Here is a 19,214-nt window from a genome sequence, read left to right as displayed (position 1 = left end):
CAGTCAGTGGGCCCCCGTAGGATGGGCACATGGCCAAGACCAGTACGACGACCCAGGGGCTGCGAGCGGCGATCGAGCGCAGCGGCTACTACCCGGCCCTCGTGGCCGAGGCGGTGGAGGCCGCGATCGGCGGCGACTCCATCAGGTCGTACCTGGTCCACCAGGAGACGACGTTCGACGCCAACGAGGTGCGTCGGCACGTGACCGTGCTCGTCCTCACGGGCAACCGTTTCATCGTCAGCCACACCGACGAGCAGGCCGCGGACACCACGTCCCCGACGCCGTACGCCACCACGTCCACGGAGTCCGTGAAGCTCGGCCGGATCTCGTCCGTCGTGCTCAGCAGAGTCGTCGCCAACCCGGAGTCGTACACGCCCGGCACGCTGCCCCGTGAGGTCGTCCTGACCATCGGCTGGGGCGCCGTCGCCCGCATCGACCTGGAGCCGGCCGCCTGCGGTGACCCCAACTGCGAGGCCGACCACGGCTACACGGGCAGCTCCACGGCGGACGACCTGAGCCTGCGCGTCAGCGAGGCCGGGGACGGTCCCGAGACGGTGCGCCAGGCCCTCGTCTTCGCGCAGGCCCTCTCCGAGGCGACCGCGGACGTCGCCCGCTGATGTCCCAGCCCACCACCTGGGACCACCCGGAACCACTCGCAGTCTCCTCCGCCCCCGTCCCGCACTACGGCACGGGCTCGCTCGCCGACCTGCTGCCCACCCTGGCAGCGGGCATGGACGTACCGGGCATGTCTCCGGCCATCCCGGAGCTGGCGCCCGCCGACCGGAACTGCGTGTTCCTGATCGACGGACTGGGCTGGGAGCAGCTCCGGGACCACCCGGACGAGGCTCCCTTCATGACCTCGCTGCTCAGCAGCTCACGCGGTGACACGGGCCGCCCGATCACCGCCGGCTACCCGGCGACCACCGCGACCTCCCTCGCCTCGGTCGGCACCGGGCTGCCGCCGGGCGCGCACGGCCTGCCCGGCTACACCGTCCGCAACCCGGCCACCGGCGAGCTGATGAACCAGCTGCGCTGGCAGCCGTGGACGGACCCGCGCGCGTGGCAGCCGTACCCCACGGTGTTCCAGCGGGCGCACGAGGCCGGTGTGCACACCGCTCAGGTCTCCTCGCCGACCTTCGAGAACACCCCGTTGACCAAGATCGCGCTCAGTGGCGGAACGTTCCGGGGGAAGCTCTCCGGCGAGGACCGCATGGACCTCGCCGCCCAGCAACTGGCCGCCGGTGACCGCTCGTTGGTCTACACGTACTACGCCGAGGTGGACGGCAAGGGCCACCGCTTCGGCGTCGACTCGGACGCCTGGCGCGGTCAGCTCATGTACGTCGACCGGCTCGTCCAGCGACTGGCGGAGCAACTCCCGCCGCGCGCCGCGCTGTACGTCACCGCGGACCACGGCATGATCGACATCCCGTTCGACGAGCAGCACCGCATCGACTTCGACGAGGACTGGGAACTGCGCGCCGGCGTCGCCCTGTTGGGCGGCGAGGGCCGGGCGCGGCACGTGTACGCGGTGCCGGGTGCCCAGTCCGACGTACTGACCTGCTGGCGCGAGGTGCTCGGTGAGCAGTTCTGGGTGGCCTCGCGCGACGAGGCGATCGCGGCGGGCTGGTTCGGACCGACGGTCGACGAACGGGTGTACGCCCGGATCGGCGATGTCGTCGCAGCGGCGCGGGACGACGTCCTGATCGTCGCCTCCGAGCGGGAGCCGAGGGAGTCCGCGATGGTCGGCAACCACGGTTCGATGACCCCCGCGGAACAGCTCGTCCCGCTGCTCCAAGTACGCTCCTGACGCTCGCCCCCTTCCCGACCCGCCCGACCCTCCCCCGTGTCCCTCGCCGAAAGGTGCTCAACCTCCCATGTCCGAGCTGGTGTTCTTCTCCGGGACGATGGACTGCGGGAAGTCGACCCTGGCGCTGCAGATCGCGCACAACCGGTCGGCGAGGGGACTGCAGGGCCTGATCTTCACCCGGGACGACCGCGCGGGGGAGGGCAAGCTCTCCTCGCGGCTCGGTCTGGTGACCGACGCGGTCGAGGCGGTCCTGGGGATGGATCTGTACGGCTATGTCGTGGACCGGGTGTCGCAGGGCGGCCGGGTCGACTATCTGATCGTGGACGAGGCGCAGTTCCTGGCGCCGGACCAGATCGACCAACTCGCGCGCGTGGTCGACGACCTGCGGCTCGACGTCTACGCCTTCGGCATCACCACCGACTTCCGCACGAAGCTCTTCCCGGGCTCGCGGCGGCTGATCGAGCTGGCGGACCGGATAGAGACGCTCCAGGTGGAGGCGATGTGCTGGTGCGGAGCGCGTGCCACGCACAACGCCCGCACCGTCAACGGCGAGATGGTGGTGGAGGGCGAGCAGGTCGTGGTCGGCGATGTGAGCAGCCTCGCCGCGGAGGTCGGCTACGAGGTGCTGTGCCGACGCCACCACCGTCGCCGTATGACGAGCGCCTCCGCCCACGCCGGCGTGCTCTCACCGGACGTCCTGCCGGTCGGCCCTGCCTGAGCGCCGCAGACCGAGCGGACCACTCCGTTTCTCAGGTCGTCTCGCGTTCCCCGAACGCCTCGCCCGAACCCCGAACCACCCCCGATACGACGAAGGTCACAATTACGTATCGGACATTTCGCGCTTCAACCTTCACTTGAACCGCACAAGTTGGCTAAGTTGACCTCCGTACGACTTCTTCCCAAGTCGCTGTTCGAAGCTGACAGTTGACTCGGGGGTGGAACACGGAAGGAGCTCGTCCCGCATGGCGCCGGAACGAACCCGTAATGATGGGCCGAGCCGTGAGGAGGTCCAGCAGCGGATCAACAGCCTCTACGACCAGGCCGAAAGCGCATCCGGGACCTTCAACGCCACCCGTGCGATGAAGGTCGGCATGCGCAGGCGCGTCAACCCGACGCCCGACACCGCCCGCAGGCGCTCCGACCCCGCCCTCGACGAGGTCACCCGGCCGTGGTTCGACGCGGCGCGCGCCAAACTGGGCCCGACCCTGCCGGCCGTACTGCCGCCCGACAGGAGGCCGGCCCGCGCGGCCGAGTCCCGCCCCGCTCGCCCCGCGAGCCCTCCCGCCGAGCCGGCAGCCCGCCCTGTGCCGGAGCTGACCGCCGGACCCATGGCCGCGTTGCCCGCGGGATCGGCGCTCGAACTGTCGCCCGCACCCAGGGCCGAACTGCCGCCCGCGCCGGTCGCCGAACTGCCTGCCGCGCCCACGACCGTGCTGCCGGGCGTGCCCTCACCACGGCAGGAAGCCACGGGGGGCCTGACCGCGCTTCCCGCCGAGCCCAGTTGGTTCCCGACGCCCGCCATGGGCACCGCTCCGCTCCCGACGGCCGGCTCCCTGCCGGCAGAGGTGCCGCAACTGCCCCAGCCGGCCGGCCTCGGAGCGGACGCGTCCCTCGAAGGCACGCCCCTCTACGCGGGCACGCTCCGCGACGGGAACTACGCCCTCGTCACCGAACTCCCCCTGGTCGCGAACCCGTTCCCGGTGGCGGACCCGTTCCCCGTCACCGATCCGTTCCCCGTCGCGGAGACGCCCTACGTCGCACAGGCGCCCTACGTCGCGCAGACCTCGTACGTCGCGCAGACGTCCTACGGCACGGGAACCTACTACGGCACCGACCCGTTCCTTGGCGGCGGTGGCGCCGGGGCGGGCGCGAGCATCGGCAACGGCATCGCGTTCGGTCTGGAGCCCGGTGCGAAGGCCGCGAAGGCGGTCGCCTTCGCCCGTGCGCAGATCGGCAGGCCGTGCGTCTGGGGCGCGGTGGGACCGGGGTCCTACGACAACTCCGGTCTCATCCAGGCCGCCTGGAAGGCCGCCGGGGTCGCCCTCCCGCGTGCCGTGCACGAGCAGGCGAGCGCCGGCATGGCGATCCACCTCGCCGACATCCGGCCCGGTGACCTGGTCTTCTTCCACGGCGACCTGGGCCACGTCGGTCACGTGGGCATCTGTGTCGGCGACGGAACGATGATGCACGCACCGAGTCCGGGCGCGACGGTGCGCGAGGACTCGATCTTCGCGGCCGGCGAGGCGGCGATCCACAGCGTTCTGCGGCCGGCCTAAAGGCCCTTCCAGGGGGCCTTCAGTGCGCCCCCTGGATCAGGGAGAACATCGCCCCCTCCGGGTCCGTCACCGTCGCCACGCGGCCGTGTGGGCTGTCGTGCGGAGGCTTGACGACATGGCCGCCCAGGTCCACCAGACGGGCGACCGCCGCGTCCGCGTCGGCGACTTCGAAGTACGTCATCCAGTGCGGGCCCCGGTCCCGGGGCAGGGCGTTGCCCACGCCGTGGATGCCGGCGACCGGACGGCCCTCGACGTGCAGGGTGACGTAGTCGAAGTTCGCCGACACCACAGGCTCCTCCTCGTAGCCGAAGACGGTCTTGTAGAACTTGGCGACGCTCGACGAGTCCCGGGTCACCAGCTCGTTCCAGGCGGGCGTGCCGGGGACGCCGGTGATGTCCGTGCCCAGATGGGCGGCGGCCTGCCAGATGCCGAACACCGCTCCCATCGGGTCGGAGGCGATCGCCAGCCGTCCCGCCTCGGCCGCGTCCAGCGGGCCGACGCCCACCGTGCCGCCCGAGTGCCGGACCATCTCCGCCGTGAGGTCCGCGTCGTCCGAGGCGAGGTACGGCGTCCACGCGATCGGGAGATGGCGGTCCGGCGGCAGCTGGCCGATGCCGGCCACCTCATGGCCGTCCAGCCGGGCCCGGACGTACCAGCCGAGCTGCTGGGGGCCCGGTTCGAACTCCCAGCCGAACAGGTCTCCGTAGAAGTCCTGGGTCGCGGTCATTCCGTGCACCATCAGACTCACCCAGCAGGGTGTGCCGGGCGCGTGCCGGTCGTGCGCCTCGCTGTTCCGGCCGGCCGACTCCCGTGCCTCGGTCATCGTCACTCTCTCCTCGACCCCTCGCGGTGGCCGTGTCACTTCCGCTGTCCGCCGCATCGGCGGACCTGCCGCATGCCGTCGTACGGTGTGCCTCGTCCCGTACGTCCGTCGTGCCGTGCCGTGATCCCACGCGCACGCACGCCCCGTGCCGATGCTCGCACCACCCGCGGTACCGCGCGCTCCGGCCGCGCCGACCCCCGCACGTCCTCGTCCTGAGGGTGCCCGATCCGCCGTTTCCCGCCCGTTTCCGTGCGATTGCCGCAGGGTGTCCATCGGTCGTACAGCATGTGCCCGATCCAGTACGCCTGGTGATCGAACCTGTCCGGCGGGAGAGTAGCCCGACCTGGCCGCCGCGGCCACCCCGTGCGCAAGGATGGAGCCATGAACGCCATCATCTCCGCACTCGAACTAGTGAACGAGCTGGCCGGTTCCCGTCCGCCGGTCCTGCTCGACATCCGCTGGCAGCTGAGCATGCCCGGCGCGGCCCCCTTCGACGGGCGTGTCGCGTACGTGGCCGGGCATCTCCCCGGCGCGGTCTTCGTCGACCTGGACCGGGAACTCGCCTCCGCGTCGGGGGCGGCCGGCCGGCATCCGCTGCCCGACCCGGAGGTGTTCGGCGCCGCCATGCGCCGCGCGGGCGTCTCGTCCGGCGTCCCGGTCGTTGTGTACGACGGTGGACAGGGCTGGGCGGCGGCCCGCGCGTGGTGGCTGCTGCGTTGGACGGGTCACCCGGACGTGCGGGTCCTTGACGGCGGGTTGCCGTCCTGGGAGGGGGCGCTCGACACGGACGTACCCGCGCCCGCCGAGGGCGACTTCACGCCGGTACCGGGAGCGGTCGAGCTGCTGGACGCGGACGGGGCCGCCGCGCTGGCCCGCTCCGGGCTGCTGCTCGACGCGCGCGCGGGGGAGCGTTACCGGGGCGAGGTCGAGCCCATCGACCGGGTCGGGGGCCATATCCCGGGCGCGGTCTCGGCCCCGACGAACGAGAACGTGGGGCCCGACGGGAGCTTCCTGCCCGCGGACGAGCTGACGGCCCGTTTCAAGGCCCTGGGCACGACGGACACCACCGCGGTGGGCGTGTACTGCGGCTCGGGCGTCTCGGGCGCCCACGAGGTCCTGGCCCTGGCGGTCGCGGGCATCCCGGCGGCGCTGTACGTCGGCTCGTGGTCGGAGTGGTCGAGTGATCCGTTGCGCCCGGTGGCCGTGGGCCCGGACCCGCAGTAGACCAACAGTTCCACGCCCCCCCGTTCGGCTGAACGGGGGGGGCGCGCAGCGCCCCGTTCAGGGGCGCGGGGAACTGCGCGACAGGCCACGACGGCGCCGCAGCAAACCGACAACCCCTCGCGGCCCCTCCAGCGGAGCTACTCCTTGTTCTTGCGGCGCGTGCCGAACACGATCTCGTCCCAGCTCGGAACCGCCGCTCTACGCCCGGGACGCACCCCGTCCGCCTCCGCCTGGCGGTCGGTCGCCCCGACCAGCCGGTCGCGGTGGGCGCCGACCGAGCGCGGCATCAGTACGTCCGCGTACGCGGAACCGGCCGAGGCCGCGGGAGCCGGGGGCTCCTCCACCTCGGGTTCGGGTGCCGGTTCCTCCGGGGTTTCCGTGGAGGAGGGTCGTTCCGGCACGACCATGTCGCCGCGGAAGCTCGGTACCGCCTCCAGCAGGCTGGTCAGCGAATCGCGCTCGCTCTCCTCGGTGGCTTCCGGCGACGGCGCGGGCAGGGCCGGACGGTCCAGCGGGCGGTCGCGCGGCAGCCGGGCGATACGAGGGACGAACGGGAAGCTGGGCTCGGGCGCCGAGAGGTCGTCCGACTCGCCGATCAGCGAGCGGGCCTCCTCGTCGACGGCCTGGACGAGCCGCCGGGGCGGGTCGTACGTCCAGCTCGCCGAGTGCGGTTCACCGGCGACCAGGTAGACCAGCAGGACTTCCCAGGTGCCGTCGTCGCGGCGCCAGGAGTCCCACTGAACGGTATCCTTGTCGGCGCCACGGATCGTCAGCCGCTCCTGCACGGCCTCGCCGAGCTGTGGACCGGCGTTCTCACCGGGCCGACGGACCGGAGTCTTCCGGGCGCGCTCGGCCATGAAGGCTCGTTCGGCCAGCACGGGGCCCTCGAAGCGACGCACCCGATCGACCGGAATCCCGGCGAGCTGCGCCACCTCTTCCGCGGACGCGCCGGCACGTATGCGTGCCTGGATGTCGCGGGGGCGGAGATGACTCTCCACCTCGATCTCGATCTGGCCGAGGCGGGGACGGTCGCCGCGTACGGCGGCGCGCAGACGCTCGTCGATCGGAAGCGTGTACTCCGTGCTGTCCGCAGCCTTCAGCACCAGTCGTGTGCCGTCGTTAGAGACGGCCACGACACGCAGTTCGGGCATGGGGACCTCCCGGGTGGTGCCTGCCGACGTCACGTGCGTCGCTGCTTCCGCTAGTCGAGTGTGGCCTGCCCGGGTGCAGCCTGCCACAACCTTGCCGAGTTGCCCGGCGTGTCGGGCGCGGGCCCGAGATCGCCGTTATGTCACGGTTATCTATTCGCAACGCTAAGTGACAAACTCCGTCACCCTGTGCAACGGGCTCCCTCTTGGCGATCCCGGAAGGTCCCGGACGCCCAGGCGGGAGACCGGACCCAGGGCTCGCAACAGTACTCCATTTGGGCCACGTGCGTGGATTGGCACGCCACCCAATTCCTGCCGGGGAGTGCGAGTTGGCCGTTCTCCCGCCGGTTCCGTGACCTCGGACGCAACGCAGTTCACGTAAACATCGGAAACGGAACCAATTGCTTCGCTACGCGCCTAGAACCCGTCGCAAGTAGTCGTTCTGGAACAGCCGTTCGGGGTCGAGCCGGTCCCGCAGGGCGGTGAACTCCCCGAAACGGGGGTAGACCCCCGCGAAGTACTCGGCGTCCCGCGTGTGCACCTTGCCCCAGTGCGGCCGGCCCTCGTGCGCCGTGAAGATGCGCTCGGCGGCGGTGAAGTACGCCTGATAGGGCGTCCCCCGGAACATGTGGACGGCCACATAGGCGCTGTCGCGGCCCGAGGCCGTGGAGAGCGCGATGTCGTCCGCCGGGGCTGTACGCACCTCTACAGGGAAGCCGACCCGCAGGTCCGACCGGTCGACCATCGCCTTGAGTTCGCGCAGCGTCTCCACCAGGGCCTCGCGCGGAACGGCGTACTCCATCTCCACGAAGCGCACCCGGCGCGGAGACGTGTAGACCTTGTACGGGATGTCGGTGTACGTCCGCGCGGACAGGGCCCTGCTGGAGATCCGGGCGATCGTCGGGATCGTGGCAGGCAACGTGCGGCCGACCAACTGGGCCGCCTGGAAAACGCCGTTGGAGAGGAACTCGTCCTCGATCCAGCCGCTGACCCGACCGACCGGTTTCTCGGGGCCGGCGCTGCGGTTGTTGCGCTTGGTGTTGGTGCTGCCGGTGTGCGGGAACCAGTAGAACTCGAAGTGCTCGTTCTCGGCCCAGAGTTCGTCGAAGGCGCTGGTGACCTTGTCGAAGGTCATCGGCTCCTCGCGGGCGGTGAGCAGGAAGAGCGGCTCCACGGCGAACGTGATCGCGGTGATGATCCCCAGGGCGCCGATGCCGACCCGGGCCGCCGCGAAGACCTCCGGATTCTCCTTCTCGGAGCAGATGAGGACCGAGCCGTCCGCCGTCACCAGCTCAAGGCCCTTGATCTGGGCGGCTATCGAGCCCGACTCGCGGCCCGTGCCGTGGGTGCCGGTGCTCGTGGCGCCCGAGACTGTCTGCTCCATGATGTCGCCCATGTTCGTGAGCGACAGACCCTCGCGGGCGAGAGCCATGTTGAGTCTCTTGAGCGGAGTGCCCGCCTCGACTGTGACCGTCAGGTTCTCGCGGTCAATATTGCGGATACCGGTCAACAGTTGAGGGCGGATCAACACCCCGTCGGTGGCGGCGGCGGCCGTGAAGGAGTGCCCGGTGCCGACTGCCTTCACCTTCAGACCGTCCGCGGCTGCCTTCCGTACCGCCGCCGACAGTTCCTCCACGGAAGCGGGCGTGACCTCCCGGGCGGGCCGGGCGGTGACGTTGCCCGCCCAGTTACGCCACGTGCCGCTCTTGCCGCTCGCTGTGCTGCTCAACGGTGCCTCCCCGACGCGGAGCCGGCCTGCTCAGCCGGCGGTACCCGAGGAAACCGACCGCGACCGCGACGGCCCCGGACGCCACCGGAACCCCGTACCCGGCGCTCGCACCGGCGGCGTCGATCACCCAGCCGGACACGGAGGAGCCGAGCGCGACACCGACCGCGAGCCCGGTGCTCACCCAGGTCATGCCCTCGGTCAGTTGCGCGCGTGGTACGTGCTGTTCGATGAGGGACATCGTCGTGATCATCGTGGGAGCGATGGACAGGCCCGCAACGAACAGCGCCACGGCCAGAAACGGCAAGTTTCCGACCAGTAGGAGGGGGATCATACTCACGGCCATCGCACATATGCCCAGCAGCCACCGGCGTTCCGGGGCCCCCGGAAGGTGCAGCAGCCCGAACACCGCGCCCGCCACGCAGGAGCCCGCCGCGTAGAGGGCCAGCACGACGCTCGCGGCGCCCTGATGGCCCCGCTCCTCGGCGAAGGCGACGGTGACCACGTCGACCGCCCCGAAGATCGCCCCGGTCGCCGCGAAGGTGACCACCAGGACCTGGAGACCGGGGGAGTGCAGCGCCGAGCCGGCCTTGTGCTGCGCGCGCGGATGCGGTGCGGGCTCGGTCTCCCGCTGCGCCGTCAGCCAGAAGACACCGGCCGCCAGGAAACAGGCGGCGAGCAGCGGCCCCGCCTCCGGGAACCACACCGTGGACAGCCCGATGGAGATGATCGGCCCGAAGATGAAGCAGACCTCGTCCACCACGGACTCGAAGGAGTACGCGGTGTGCAGCTGCGGGGTGTCCCGGTACAGGGCCGCCCACCGCGCGCGGGTCATCGCGCCGACGCTCGGCACGCAGCCGATGCTGGCGCCGCACACGAACAGCACCCAGTCCGGCCACTCGAAGTGCGCGGCGAGCAGCAGCCCGGCCGAGGCCAGCAGGGCGCAGAGCGTCGCGGGACGCAGCACGCGGCGCTGCCCGAACTGGTCGACCAGCCGAGAGACCTGCGGGCCCGCCACCGCGGCGGCCAGGGCGATCGTCGCCGAGAGCGCGCCCGCCAGCCCGTACCGCCCGGTGAGCTGGGAGATCATCGTGACCACGCCGATGCCCATCATCGACAGCGGCATCCGGCCGAGGAACCCCGCGGCGGTGAAGCGCCTGGAGCCGGGGGCGGCGAACAGGGCGCGGTAGGGGCTGGGCACGCGGGAGACTCCGGTCGATCCGGTGAGACGTGAGGGACGCGTGGGTAAGGTGTGAAGAAAGCCCATACAGCTTACGGGTCAGGTGACCCTGACGCAGCCGTCGGGGACGGGCCGCGATCCCGGCTGTCAGAGGGGGGTGGCAGGATCGGAACCATGCGAGATGCGCTCGACGCCACCCCCTACGACGCCCTGCTCCTGCTCTCCTTCGGCGGCCCCGAGGGCCCGGACGACGTGGTTCCGTTCCTGGAGAACGTGACGCGTGGGCGGGGCATCCCCAAGGAACGCCTCAAGGAAGTCGGACAGCACTACTTCCTGTTCGGCGGGGTCAGCCCGATCAACGACCAGAACCGCGCCCTCCTGGACGCCCTGCGCAAGGACTTCGCGGACCACGGCCTCGACCTGCCGGTCTACTGGGGCAACCGCAACTGGGCCCCGTACCTCACCGACACCCTCCGCGAGATGGTCCAGGACGGCCGCCGCCGCATCCTCGTCCTCGCCACCAGCGCGTACGCCTCGTACTCGGGCTGCCGCCAGTACCGCGAGAACCTCGCGGACTCGCTGGCCGCCCTGGAGGCCGAAGGTCTCGACCTCCCCCAGGTCGACAAGCTGCGGCACTACTTCAACCACCCCGGCTTCCTGGAGCCCATGATCGAGGGCGTGCTCAGTTCCCTCGCCGACCTCCCCGAGGACGTCAGGGACGGCGCGCACCTCGCCTTCTCGACCCACTCCATCCCGACCGCGTCCGCCGACACCTCCGGGCCCGTCGAGGATCACGGGGACGGCGGGGCGTACGTGAAGCAGCACCTGGACACCGCGCAGCTGATCGCGGACGCGGTGCGCGAGCGGACCGGCGTCGACCATCCCTGGCAGCTCGTCTACCAGTCGCGCTCCGGAGCGCCGCACATCCCGTGGCTGGAGCCCGACATCTGCGACCACCTGGAGGAGCGGCACGGCGCCGGAGCCCCGGGCGTCGTGATCGCGCCCATCGGGTTCGTGTCGGACCACATGGAGGTCCTGTACGACCTCGACACGGAGGCCAAGGACAAGGCGGCGGAACTGGGCCTGCCCATGCGCCGCTCCGCGACCGTGGGCGCCGACCCGCGCTTCGCCGCCGCGATCCGCGAACTCGTCCTGGAGCGCGCCGCCACCGAGAGCGGGCAGGACATCACACCGTGCGCCCTGGGCGCGCTCGGCGCGACCCGTGACCTCTGCCCGGTGGGCTGCTGCCCGTCCCGTGCCCCCAGGCCCGCCGCCGCGGGCGCCGACAGCCCGTACGCGTGAGGAACCCAGTGACCGACCCCCTGCTGCCCGAACTGCTCCGGCTCGCCCAGGAGGCCGCCCGCCGCGCGGGAGAGCTGCTGCGGGACGGCAGGCCGGCCGACCTCGCGGTCGCCGCCACCAAGTCCAGCCCCATCGACGTCGTCACGGAGATGGACATCGCGGCGGAGAAGCTGATCACCGACGTGATCTCCGCCCACCGCCCGGACGACGGCTTCCTCGGCGAGGAGGGCGCCTCCAGCGAGGGCAGCAGCGGCATCCGCTGGGTCATCGACCCGCTCGACGGCACGGTCAACTACCTGTACGGGCTGCCCACCTGGTCCGTCTCCATCGCGGCCGAGCGGGACGGCGAGCGGATCGTCGGCGTGGTCGCGGCGCCGATGCGCGGTGAGACGTACCACGCGGTGCTCGGCGGGGGAGCCTGGGCCACCGGTGCCTGGGAGGGCGAACGCCGGCTCACCGTCCGCCCGGCCCCGCCCCTGGACCAGGCCCTGGTGTCGACGGGCTTCAACTACGTCGCCGAGGTCAAGGCCCACCAGGCCGAGGTGGCCCGGCAGCTGATCCCGCTGCTGCGCGACATCAGGCGCGGCGGCTCGGCGGCGGTGGACCTGTGCGATGTGGCGGCGGGCCGCCTGGACGGCTACTACGAACGCGGCCTCAACGCCTGGGACGTGGCCGCGGGTGACCTGATCGCCCGTGAGGCGGGCGCCCTGACCGGTGGACGCCCCGGAGAGCGCCCGTCACGCGATCTGACGGTCGCGGGCACCCCCGGCGTCTTCGAACCCCTCCAAGGGCTCTTGGAGGACTTCGGCGCCTGGCACGACTGATGGGGAGCCGGCCCAGGGGCCGGAAACAGCGGAACCCCGGCGCTGGATTCGCCGGGGTTCCGCTGTTGCTGCGACGTAGTGCGTACGCACCACGTCAGACGCTCGTCGCGCCGACCTCCACACCGTGTTCGGCGGCGAGGCGGCGCAGGTCGTCGAGCTCGGCCTGTTCCACCTCGACGAGGAAGTCGTCGCCCTCGTCGCGAGCCCGCGTGAGGTCGGTCTCGGTCGCCCTTATGCGCTGCAGAAGTCCTGCGGTGAATGCGTCCATGCTGCGCCCCCTCGTCCTGGGTCGTGGGTCGATGGCACGGGGGTGTGCCGTTCGGAAGGGGCGATCACGTCTCCAACTGGGTGCCCAGCGCTGCCCTGCTGGGCGGCGACGGTGCCGGACACCCACGCCCGCTCTGCGGAAAGCGGTCCGTTGTGCCACTAGGTGTCATGGCACACGCAGAGCGTGATCGCGGGGTGTAAATCCGTCCTCCCCCCGCTCCGTTCCGGGGAAACCCCAACCCGCCAAAAATTCTTCCCTCCGCCGTCGGCGAGGGCGGCCCGGGGCGGCCGGGAAGGTGTCCTGCGGTGATCGTCCTGAGCCCTCTTACAACCGGTTTACGGGCGAAAGCGGCAGGATGGAGGCCTGACCACACGAAAAGATTCCGCCAACGTGCCGTCCAGGCCCGCGGGCGACCCCGAGGAAGGACAAACGACGTGCGCGTACTCGTCGTCGAGGACGAGCAACTGCTCGCCGATGCGGTGGCCACCGGACTGCGCCGGGAGGCCATGGCCGTCGACGTCGTGTACGACGGCGCGGCGGCCCTGGAGCGCATCGGCGTCAACGACTACGACGTGGTCGTCCTCGACCGCGACCTCCCGTTGGTGCACGGCGACGACGTCTGCCGCAAGATCGTCGAACTCGGCATGCCCACGCGCGTGTTGATGCTCACGGCGTCCGGAGATGTCAGCGACCGCGTCGAGGGACTGGAGATCGGTGCCGACGACTACCTCCCCAAGCCCTTCGCCTTCAGCGAGCTGACGGCACGCGTGCGTGCCCTCGGCCGGCGTACGAGCCTGCCGCTGCCGCCCGTCCTGGAGCGCGCCGGGATCAAGCTCGACCCGAACCGCCGCGAGGTCTTCCGCGACGGCAAGGAGGTCCAGCTCGCGCCGAAGGAGTTCGCCGTCCTGGAGGTGCTGCTGCGCAGCGAGGGCGCGGTCGTCTCCGCCGAGCAGCTCCTGGAGAAGGCCTGGGACGAGAACACCGACCCGTTCACCAACGTCGTACGTGTGACGGTGATGACCCTGCGCCGCAAGCTGGGCGAGCCTCCGGTGATCGTCACTGTGCCGGGTTCCGGTTACCGGATCTGATGTTCGATGGCCACGACACCCGCTCCCCCGAAAGCGCCTCCGAAGCCCACCTGGGACCCGAGGAAGCCGCAGCAGCTGCCGCTGCCCTGGCTGCGCCCGACCATCCGCATACGGCTGACGCTGCTCTACGGCGGCATGTTCCTGATCGCCGGCATCCTGCTGCTGTCGATCATCTATCTGCTGGCCGCCCAGGCCATCCGTGAGGGCAGCAACCAGTCGTTCCAGATCGAGGGCACCGTCACCAGGATCACCAGTGACACCTGCCCGGTGCTGGACACCGCGACCACCGACAACCAGCGCAACGCCGCGCTCAAGGCGTGCAGTGACGCCCTGCGCCAGCACGCCCTGGACAGCCTGCTCAGCCGCTCGCTGCTGACGCTGCTGGGTCTCGCCGTGATCGCCTTCGCCTTCGGTTACGCCATGGCCGGACGGGTCCTGACCCCGCTCGGCCGGATCACCCGTACCGCCCGTGCGGTGGCCGGCTCGGACCTGTCCCGCCGGATCGAGCTGGACGGCCCCGACGACGAGCTGAAGGAGCTGGCGGACACCCTGGACGAGATGCTGGAGCGTCTCCAGCGGGCGTTCACGGCCCAGCAGAGGTTCGTCGGCAACGCGTCGCACGAGCTGAGAACACCACTCGCGATCAACCGCACGCTCCTTGAGGTGCACCTGTCGGACCCGGCGGCGCCACCGGAACTCCAGCAGCTCGGCAAGACGCTGCTGGCGACCAACGAGCGCAGCGAGCAACTGGTCGAGGGGTTGCTGCTGCTGGCCCGCAGCGACAACCAGATCGTCGAGCGGAAACCGGTCGATCTGGCGGAGGTCGCCTCGCAGGCCGTCGACCAGACGCATGCCGAGGCGGAGGCCAAGGGGGTCGAGTTCCGCGGGAAGCGTGACCCTGTGGTCGTCCAGGGCAACGGCGTACTGCTGGAGCGGATCGCGCTGAACCTCGTGCAGAACGCGGTGCGGTACAACGTGCCGGAGGACGGCTGGGTCGAGGTGAACACCGTGGTCCAGCACGGGCAGGCGGTGCTGGTCGTCTCGAACACGGGTCCAGTGGTCCCGGCGTACGAGGTCGACAACCTCTTCGAGCCCTTCAGGCGGCTGCGTACGGAGCGAACGGGCAGTGACAAGGGTGTGGGCCTCGGGCTGTCGATCGCGCGCTCTGTGGCGCGCGCTCACGGTGGCCATATCTCGGCCCAGCCGCGTGAGGGGGGTGGGCTCGTGATGCGAGTCGCCCTTCCTATCTGAGATCATGTCGCCGACACGCGAGGATGTTCGCTTTGCGCGGAATTTCCGGGGCGCTTTCCCGGTGACCTCGTGTGTGATCGATCACAAGGGCGAAATTCCGGCCATCTACTGTCCGTGATCATGTGACCTGCCGTAAGGCCCGGATAATCCGGGTTTTCGGGGGTCTTGATCACGGGAAGTACACGGTGGGGCGCCTTTGAAGTGCGGTATTCGGACCGTGTACGGTCCGCATCGCCATCCATGCCGATCTCTCTCGAGGAGGTCGGTTGGGTGTCGATTGAGTAACAGACCTTGATGTGAGGCAAAATCTCCGCCTCAGGTCGGGCACAAGTCCGGCCTCTCACGCGTTACCTGCGCTGAGACACCGCAGACACCCAGAGGGGGAGAGCGCGACATGGCAACGGATTACGACACCCCACGCAAGACCGACGACGACGTCGACTCGGACAGCCTTGAAGAACTGAAGGCCAGGAGGAACGACAAGTCGACTTCCGCCGTGGACGTCGACGAGTTCGAGGCCGCCGAAGGCCTTGAACTGCCCGGAGCGGACCTCTCGAACGAGGAGTTGGCCGTCCGGGTGCTGCCCAAGCAGCAGGACGAGTTCACCTGCATGACCTGCTTCCTGGTGCACCACCGCAGTCAGCTGGCCCGCGAGAAGAACGGTCAGCCGATCTGCCGCGACTGCGACTGAGGGCGGGTCGGCCGTGACTGGCTCGACCCCTCCTTGGAAGCGCCGCTTCCCCAAGCGGGAAGCGGACCAGGGGCCGCAGGACGGCCCTCATGGTGTGCGTGACGACGAGCGGGGCTCATCCGATCCAGGATCGGCCTCGCTCGAACCGGCCGACAGGCCGGCCGATCACGGGGATGACCTCCCGGTGTCGGCCGAGCCTTCCGCATCCGTCGTCCCGCGACGGACGGCCACGATCCGGGACAGGGCCAGGGAAGGCGTCCGCAAGGGCGGCAGCCGGGCGAAGGCGAGCCTGGCGTACCTCACCGACCGGATCATCGAGAACGCCCCGCGTATCCCCGTACGCGACCTCGCCACCCTCCGCAGACAGTTCCCGGGCCTCGGGCCCGAGGAGATCGCGGACAAGCTCGTCGCGGGCGCCGCGAGCGCGACGGCGGCCGTCGGCGCGGGCATCGGGGCCGCGGCGATGCTGCCGGTGCCACCGGCCATGCCGACCGAGCTGGCCGCCGAGATCACCAGTGTGGCCGCGATCGAGCTGAAGATGATCGCCGAGCTGCACGAGGTCTACGGCGTACGGCCACCGGGCAATCTGAAGCAGCGCAGTACCGCGTACCTGAACTCGTGGTCGGGTGAGCGTGGCATCGACGTGACGAAGCCGTCGACGTTCAACTCGGCCCTCGGGGGCCAGATGAAGCGCGAACTGCGCCAGCAGATCATGAAGCGGATGATCCGGGACCTGCCCAACCTGATCCCGTTCATGGTGGGCGCCGCCGTCGGCGCGGTCATGAACCGGCGTGACACCAGAAAGCTCGCGGGCCACGTCCGCAAGGACCTGCGGAAGTTCCAGGTCCCCTGGGACCAGCTCCCGGAACTGCCTCCGCTGCCGCCGCCCACCGACGCGCTGGACATCGGGAACGGTCCGAAGGAACTCGGGAAGTAGCGGCCCGCAGGGGCTCGGAAAACCCCGGGTACAGGAGCGGCGGGCAAGTCTTTGCCCGCCGCCGAGGAAGAATTTGCCGACCCGCGCCGACGCCCGCGGAGCCGCCGCCGCGCCCGGTTCAGCCGGCGTCGCGCGCGGCAGCCGCCCGCGCCGATTCCAGCGCCGCCACCAGCTGCTCGGGCTCCCGCGTCGACAGATACAGGTACGGGGTGGGGTCCTCGGGGTCCGTGACCTGGACGCGCAGCGCCGTGGGGATGTAGGAGCGCAGCAGCATGAAGGCACGGGTGTCGGCCTTGTACGTGCGCCAGGCGCGGGCCTCCTCCGCGTCCAGGATCTCCGCCTCGCCCAGGGCCGCCACCGGGATCTTCGCCTCACCCGCGATCAGCGCGTCGCCCACGATCCGGATGCGGATCGAACCGTACGAACTGGCCGCCACCGCGGCTGCCGCCGTACCGCCCACCAGACCGCCGAGCAGGGGCAGGGTGCCGAACGGGAGCAGGATCAGGGCGAAGGAGACGCCGACCAGGAAGGAGATCAGCCACCAGGAGCGGGGGGCCGTGAGGCGTTCTTCGTACGGGGAGGCCGAAAGCTGCATGGAGCCAAGCTTGGCATGGTGTCGGTCGACGGCCGACTCGCGGGTAAGGTCTGCGGCTGTGAGTGGTACATCCGCAGCTCTGAAGCCCCCCGCCGACGCCGTGGCGCCCGTGCGACACCCGGACGCGCCCGCGCCCGGAGAACTGCTCGGTGCCCACTACGAACAGTGTTTCGGATGTGGTGGCGAACAGGCCCACGGGCTGCACCTCGCCGCGCGGGCCGGCGACGGGGTCACCGTCACCGCCGAGTTCACCGTGCGGGAGGCCCACCAGGGCGCCCCCGGTCTCGCCCACGGCGGAGTGCTCGCCAGCGCCCTGGACGAGACGCTCGGCTCGCTGAACTGGCTGCTGCGCACCATCGCGGTGACCGGACGGCTGGAGACCGAGTTCGTCCGGCCCGTGCCCCTCGGCACGGTGCTGCATCTGGAGGCCGAGGTCACCGCGGTGGCCCGGCGGAAGATCTACTCGACCGCCGTCGGACGCATCGGCGGCCCCGACGGGCCCGTCGCGGTGCGCGCCGACGCCCTCTTCATCGAGGTCAAGGTCGACCACTTCATCGACCACGGCCGCCCGGAGGAGATCCGGGCCGCCATGAGCGACCCGGACCAGGTCCGGCGCGCCCGCGCATTCGAGGTGAACCCGTGAGCCCCGCACCCATGGGCCGTGAGCCCCTGGACGTCCTCATCCGCCGCGTCGATCCGGACGTACCGCTTCCGTCGTACGCGCAGCCCGGCGACGCCGGAGCCGACCTGCGGACGACCGAGGAACGCGAACTGAAACCGGGGGAACGGGCCGTTCTGCCCACCGGGGTGTCCATCGCACTCCCGGACGGGTACGCGGCCTTCGTGCACCCTCGTTCGGGGCTCGCCGCCCGCTGCGGTGTCGCTCTGGTGAATGCCCCGGGGACGGTTGATGCCGGGTACCGTGGGGAGATCAAGGTGATCGTGGTGAATCTCGACCCGCACGAACCCGTGCGATTCGAGCGCTTCGACAGGATTGCCCAACTGGTCGTCCAGCAGGTCGAGAAGGTCCGCTTCCGGGAGGTCGCGGAACTTCCCGGCTCGGCGCGGGCCGAGGGGGGCTTCGGGTCCACCGGCGGTCACGCCTCGGTGGGCGGTGCGAGCGGTCACAGCGGTCAGGCCGCAGTGGGCGGCACAACGGGTGGGAATCGATACGCTTCGGTCGTATCCGACCGGGAAGGACAGTGACGTGTTCGGACGTCGCAAGAAGAAGGGTGCCGCCGAGGACGCGGCCGGCGAGGCCGAGCAGGTCGTCGACAGCGGCACTGAGGCGGACGAGGAAGCCGCGGGCGGGCGTGGACGCGTCCGGCTGGAGCCGGAACCGCGTCCCGACGGGCCCTGGGACGACACCGAGGTCCGCGAGCCCGGCGAGGGCCGGGTGGACCTGGGCGGACTGTTCGTGCCCGGGGTCGACGGCATGGAGCTGCGGGTCGAGGTCGCGGGTGACGCGATCGTCGCGGCGACCGTCGTGCTGCGCGACAGCGCCGTGCAGCTCCAGGCCTTCGCTGCGCCCAAGCGCGAGGGCATCTGGGGCGAGGTGCGCGAGGAGATCGCCAGCGGCATCACCCAGCAGGGTGGCATCGTCGACGAGGTCGAGGGGCCGCTGGGCTGGGAGCTGCGTGCGCAGGTGCCGGTGCAGCTGCCGGACGGCACGGGCGGTTTCCAGGTCGTGCGGTTCGTCGGGGTGGACGGTCCGCGGTGGTTCCTGCGGGGTGTCATCTCCGGGCAGGGCGCTGTGCAGCCGCAGGCTGCCGGTCTGCTGGAGCAGATCTTCAGGGACACGGTCGTCGTCCGTGGCGAGGGGCCGATGGCGCCTCGCGACCCGATCGTCCTGAAGCTGCCGAACGACGCGCAGATGGTGCCTGAGGGTGTTCAGCAGGAGGAGCAGGGGTCCCGCTTCGGCGGCGGCATGGGCCAGCTGCAGCGTGGGCCGGAGATCACTGAGGTTCGCTAGGTCGGTTGTTTGCTGCCGGCCCGGTGGGGGCTGGTCGCGCCCCGCGGCGGAGCCGCAGATCAGATACAGCCCCGCGCCCCTTCCGGGCTTCGCCCCGGAAGG

Annotated in this window: 20 protein-coding genes; 14 read left to right on the top strand and 6 right to left on the bottom strand. The window is 70.8% G+C overall.

Going from position 1 to position 19,214, the window contains the following annotated elements; genetic code table 11:
• The first annotated feature begins 29 nt into the window (after positions 1-29).
• The 4 genes from ACWDR4_RS21575 (at position 30) to ACWDR4_RS21560 (ending at position 4,083) form a co-directional block, all read left to right on the top strand.
• Positions 30-617 (top strand): DUF5998 family protein, encoded by a 588-nt coding sequence (locus ACWDR4_RS21575; protein WP_389356130.1) that lies wholly within the window; start codon positions 30-32, stop codon positions 615-617.
• Positions 617-1,807, top strand: a complete 1,191-nt coding sequence (locus ACWDR4_RS21570; RefSeq protein WP_450410655.1) for an alkaline phosphatase family protein — start codon at positions 617-619, stop codon at positions 1,805-1,807. The genes ACWDR4_RS21575 and ACWDR4_RS21570 overlap by 1 nt, the downstream gene beginning before the upstream one ends.
• Positions 1,808-1,874: 67 nt before the next feature.
• A complete protein-coding gene (locus ACWDR4_RS21565; protein ID WP_450410653.1) occupies positions 1,875-2,525 on the top strand; it encodes a thymidine kinase in 651 nt (216 codons plus the stop codon).
• A gap of 244 nt (positions 2,526-2,769) precedes the next feature.
• Positions 2,770-4,083 (top strand): NlpC/P60 family protein, encoded by a 1,314-nt coding sequence (locus ACWDR4_RS21560; RefSeq protein ID WP_450410652.1) that lies wholly within the window; start codon positions 2,770-2,772, stop codon positions 4,081-4,083.
• 19 nt (positions 4,084-4,102) lie between these two features.
• Here ACWDR4_RS21560 and ACWDR4_RS21555 read toward each other — a convergent pair whose 3' ends face one another.
• On the bottom strand, positions 4,103-4,906 hold the full coding sequence (locus tag ACWDR4_RS21555; RefSeq protein ID WP_450410650.1) for a VOC family protein: 804 nt from the start codon (positions 4,904-4,906) through the stop codon (positions 4,103-4,105).
• Positions 4,907-5,287: 381 nt separating this feature from the next.
• Between ACWDR4_RS21555 and ACWDR4_RS21550 the strand changes: the two genes are divergently transcribed.
• Positions 5,288-6,130, top strand: coding sequence for a sulfurtransferase (locus ACWDR4_RS21550; RefSeq protein WP_450410648.1), 843 nt, complete (start codon positions 5,288-5,290; stop codon positions 6,128-6,130).
• A gap of 137 nt (positions 6,131-6,267) precedes the next feature.
• Here the strand turns inward: ACWDR4_RS21550 and sepH are convergent, their stop codons facing one another.
• The 3 genes from sepH to ACWDR4_RS21535 all read right to left on the bottom strand — a co-directional run bounded on the left by sepH (position 6,268) and on the right by ACWDR4_RS21535 (position 10,271).
• On the bottom strand, positions 6,268-7,281 hold the full coding sequence (gene sepH, locus ACWDR4_RS21545; RefSeq protein WP_450410646.1) for a septation protein SepH: 1,014 nt from the start codon (positions 7,279-7,281) through the stop codon (positions 6,268-6,270).
• Between the two features lie 406 nt (positions 7,282-7,687).
• Positions 7,688-9,007 (bottom strand): D-arabinono-1,4-lactone oxidase, encoded by a 1,320-nt coding sequence (locus ACWDR4_RS21540; RefSeq protein ID WP_450410644.1) that lies wholly within the window; start codon positions 9,005-9,007, stop codon positions 7,688-7,690.
• Positions 8,967-10,271, bottom strand: coding sequence for an MFS transporter (locus ACWDR4_RS21535; protein WP_450410642.1), 1,305 nt, complete (start codon positions 10,269-10,271; stop codon positions 8,967-8,969). Before ACWDR4_RS21535 ends, ACWDR4_RS21540 begins: the two co-directional genes overlap by 41 nt.
• Before the next feature lie 87 nt (positions 10,272-10,358).
• On the opposite strand from ACWDR4_RS21535, the gene ACWDR4_RS21530 reads away from it, so the two are divergent.
• A complete protein-coding gene (locus ACWDR4_RS21530) occupies positions 10,359-11,486 on the top strand; it encodes a ferrochelatase (protein WP_450410641.1) in 1,128 nt (375 codons plus the stop codon).
• 8 nt (positions 11,487-11,494) lie between these two features.
• Positions 11,495-12,310 carry an inositol monophosphatase family protein gene (locus ACWDR4_RS21525; RefSeq protein WP_450410640.1) on the top strand — a complete coding sequence of 272 codons (816 nt, stop codon included), beginning with the start codon at positions 11,495-11,497 and terminating at the stop codon, positions 12,308-12,310.
• Between the two features lie 94 nt (positions 12,311-12,404).
• Here the strand turns inward: ACWDR4_RS21525 and ACWDR4_RS21520 are convergent, their stop codons facing one another.
• Positions 12,405-12,578: a hypothetical protein gene (locus ACWDR4_RS21520; RefSeq protein WP_167467697.1), complete on the bottom strand. Its 174-nt coding sequence runs from the start codon at positions 12,576-12,578 to the stop codon at positions 12,405-12,407.
• Positions 12,579-13,012: 434 nt separating this feature from the next.
• Here ACWDR4_RS21520 and ACWDR4_RS21515 point away from each other — a divergent pair, with 434 nt between their 5' ends.
• The 4 genes from ACWDR4_RS21515 (at position 13,013) to ACWDR4_RS21500 (ending at position 16,545) form a co-directional block, all read left to right on the top strand.
• Entirely contained in the window at positions 13,013-13,666 is a 654-nt protein-coding gene (locus ACWDR4_RS21515; protein WP_006380516.1) for a response regulator transcription factor, read from the top strand.
• Between the two features lie 6 nt (positions 13,667-13,672).
• On the top strand, positions 13,673-14,917 hold the full coding sequence (locus ACWDR4_RS21510; RefSeq protein WP_450410638.1) for a sensor histidine kinase: 1,245 nt from the start codon (positions 13,673-13,675) through the stop codon (positions 14,915-14,917).
• 394 nt (positions 14,918-15,311) lie between these two features.
• On the top strand, positions 15,312-15,608 hold the full coding sequence (locus ACWDR4_RS21505) for a DUF4193 domain-containing protein (protein ID WP_235474357.1): 297 nt from the start codon (positions 15,312-15,314) through the stop codon (positions 15,606-15,608).
• A gap of 13 nt (positions 15,609-15,621) precedes the next feature.
• Complete coding sequence (locus tag ACWDR4_RS21500) at positions 15,622-16,545, top strand: hypothetical protein (RefSeq protein WP_450410637.1); 924 nt, start codon at positions 15,622-15,624, stop codon at positions 16,543-16,545.
• Between the two features lie 118 nt (positions 16,546-16,663).
• Here the strand turns inward: ACWDR4_RS21500 and ACWDR4_RS21495 are convergent, their stop codons facing one another.
• On the bottom strand, positions 16,664-17,140 hold the full coding sequence (locus tag ACWDR4_RS21495) for a DUF3093 domain-containing protein (RefSeq protein WP_450410636.1): 477 nt from the start codon (positions 17,138-17,140) through the stop codon (positions 16,664-16,666).
• Between the two features lie 58 nt (positions 17,141-17,198).
• On the opposite strand from ACWDR4_RS21495, the gene ACWDR4_RS21490 reads away from it, so the two are divergent.
• Genes ACWDR4_RS21490 through ACWDR4_RS21480 form a run of 3 tightly spaced genes read left to right on the top strand, consistent with a single transcriptional unit; the run spans position 17,199 to position 19,112 of the window.
• The gene (locus ACWDR4_RS21490) at positions 17,199-17,783 is read left to right on the top strand and encodes a PaaI family thioesterase (RefSeq protein WP_450410634.1); all 585 of its coding nucleotides are present in this window, start codon (positions 17,199-17,201) and stop codon (positions 17,781-17,783) included.
• 11 nt (positions 17,784-17,794) lie between these two features.
• On the top strand, positions 17,795-18,346 hold the full coding sequence (gene dut / locus ACWDR4_RS21485; protein ID WP_450410778.1) for a dUTP diphosphatase: 552 nt from the start codon (positions 17,795-17,797) through the stop codon (positions 18,344-18,346).
• A gap of 1 nt (position 18,347) precedes the next feature.
• Positions 18,348-19,112: a DUF3710 domain-containing protein gene (locus ACWDR4_RS21480; protein ID WP_369029369.1), complete on the top strand. Its 765-nt coding sequence runs from the start codon at positions 18,348-18,350 to the stop codon at positions 19,110-19,112.
• Positions 19,113-19,214: the final 102 nt, after the last annotated feature.

This window comes from Streptomyces sp. NPDC000878, assembly GCF_053599695.1.
Note: the sequence above shows the minus strand (reverse complement) of the source record. Positions and strands in the feature narration are given on the sequence as shown.

Coding starts and splice junctions, on each gene's coding strand:
- ACWDR4_RS21575 (WP_389356130.1), top strand. CDS start 30: ATGGCCAAGACCAGTACGACGACCCAGGGGCTGCGAGCGGCGATCGAG.
- ACWDR4_RS21570 (WP_450410655.1), top strand. CDS start 617: ATGTCCCAGCCCACCACCTGGGACCACCCGGAACCACTCGCAGTCTCC.
- ACWDR4_RS21565 (WP_450410653.1), top strand. CDS start 1,875: ATGTCCGAGCTGGTGTTCTTCTCCGGGACGATGGACTGCGGGAAGTCG.
- ACWDR4_RS21560 (WP_450410652.1), top strand. CDS start 2,770: ATGGCGCCGGAACGAACCCGTAATGATGGGCCGAGCCGTGAGGAGGTC.
- ACWDR4_RS21555 (WP_450410650.1), bottom strand. CDS start 4,906: ATGACCGAGGCACGGGAGTCGGCCGGCCGGAACAGCGAGGCGCACGAC.
- ACWDR4_RS21550 (WP_450410648.1), top strand. CDS start 5,288: ATGAACGCCATCATCTCCGCACTCGAACTAGTGAACGAGCTGGCCGGT.
- sepH (WP_450410646.1), bottom strand. CDS start 7,281: ATGCCCGAACTGCGTGTCGTGGCCGTCTCTAACGACGGCACACGACTG.
- ACWDR4_RS21535 (WP_450410642.1), bottom strand. CDS start 10,271: ATGGGCTTTCTTCACACCTTACCCACGCGTCCCTCACGTCTCACCGGA.
- ACWDR4_RS21530 (WP_450410641.1), top strand. CDS start 10,359: ATGCGAGATGCGCTCGACGCCACCCCCTACGACGCCCTGCTCCTGCTC.
- ACWDR4_RS21520 (WP_167467697.1), bottom strand. CDS start 12,578: ATGGACGCATTCACCGCAGGACTTCTGCAGCGCATAAGGGCGACCGAG.
- ACWDR4_RS21510 (WP_450410638.1), top strand. CDS start 13,673: ATGGCCACGACACCCGCTCCCCCGAAAGCGCCTCCGAAGCCCACCTGG.
- ACWDR4_RS21505 (WP_235474357.1), top strand. CDS start 15,312: ATGGCAACGGATTACGACACCCCACGCAAGACCGACGACGACGTCGAC.
- ACWDR4_RS21495 (WP_450410636.1), bottom strand. CDS start 17,140: ATGCAGCTTTCGGCCTCCCCGTACGAAGAACGCCTCACGGCCCCCCGC.
- dut (WP_450410778.1), top strand. CDS start 17,795: ATGGGCCGTGAGCCCCTGGACGTCCTCATCCGCCGCGTCGATCCGGAC.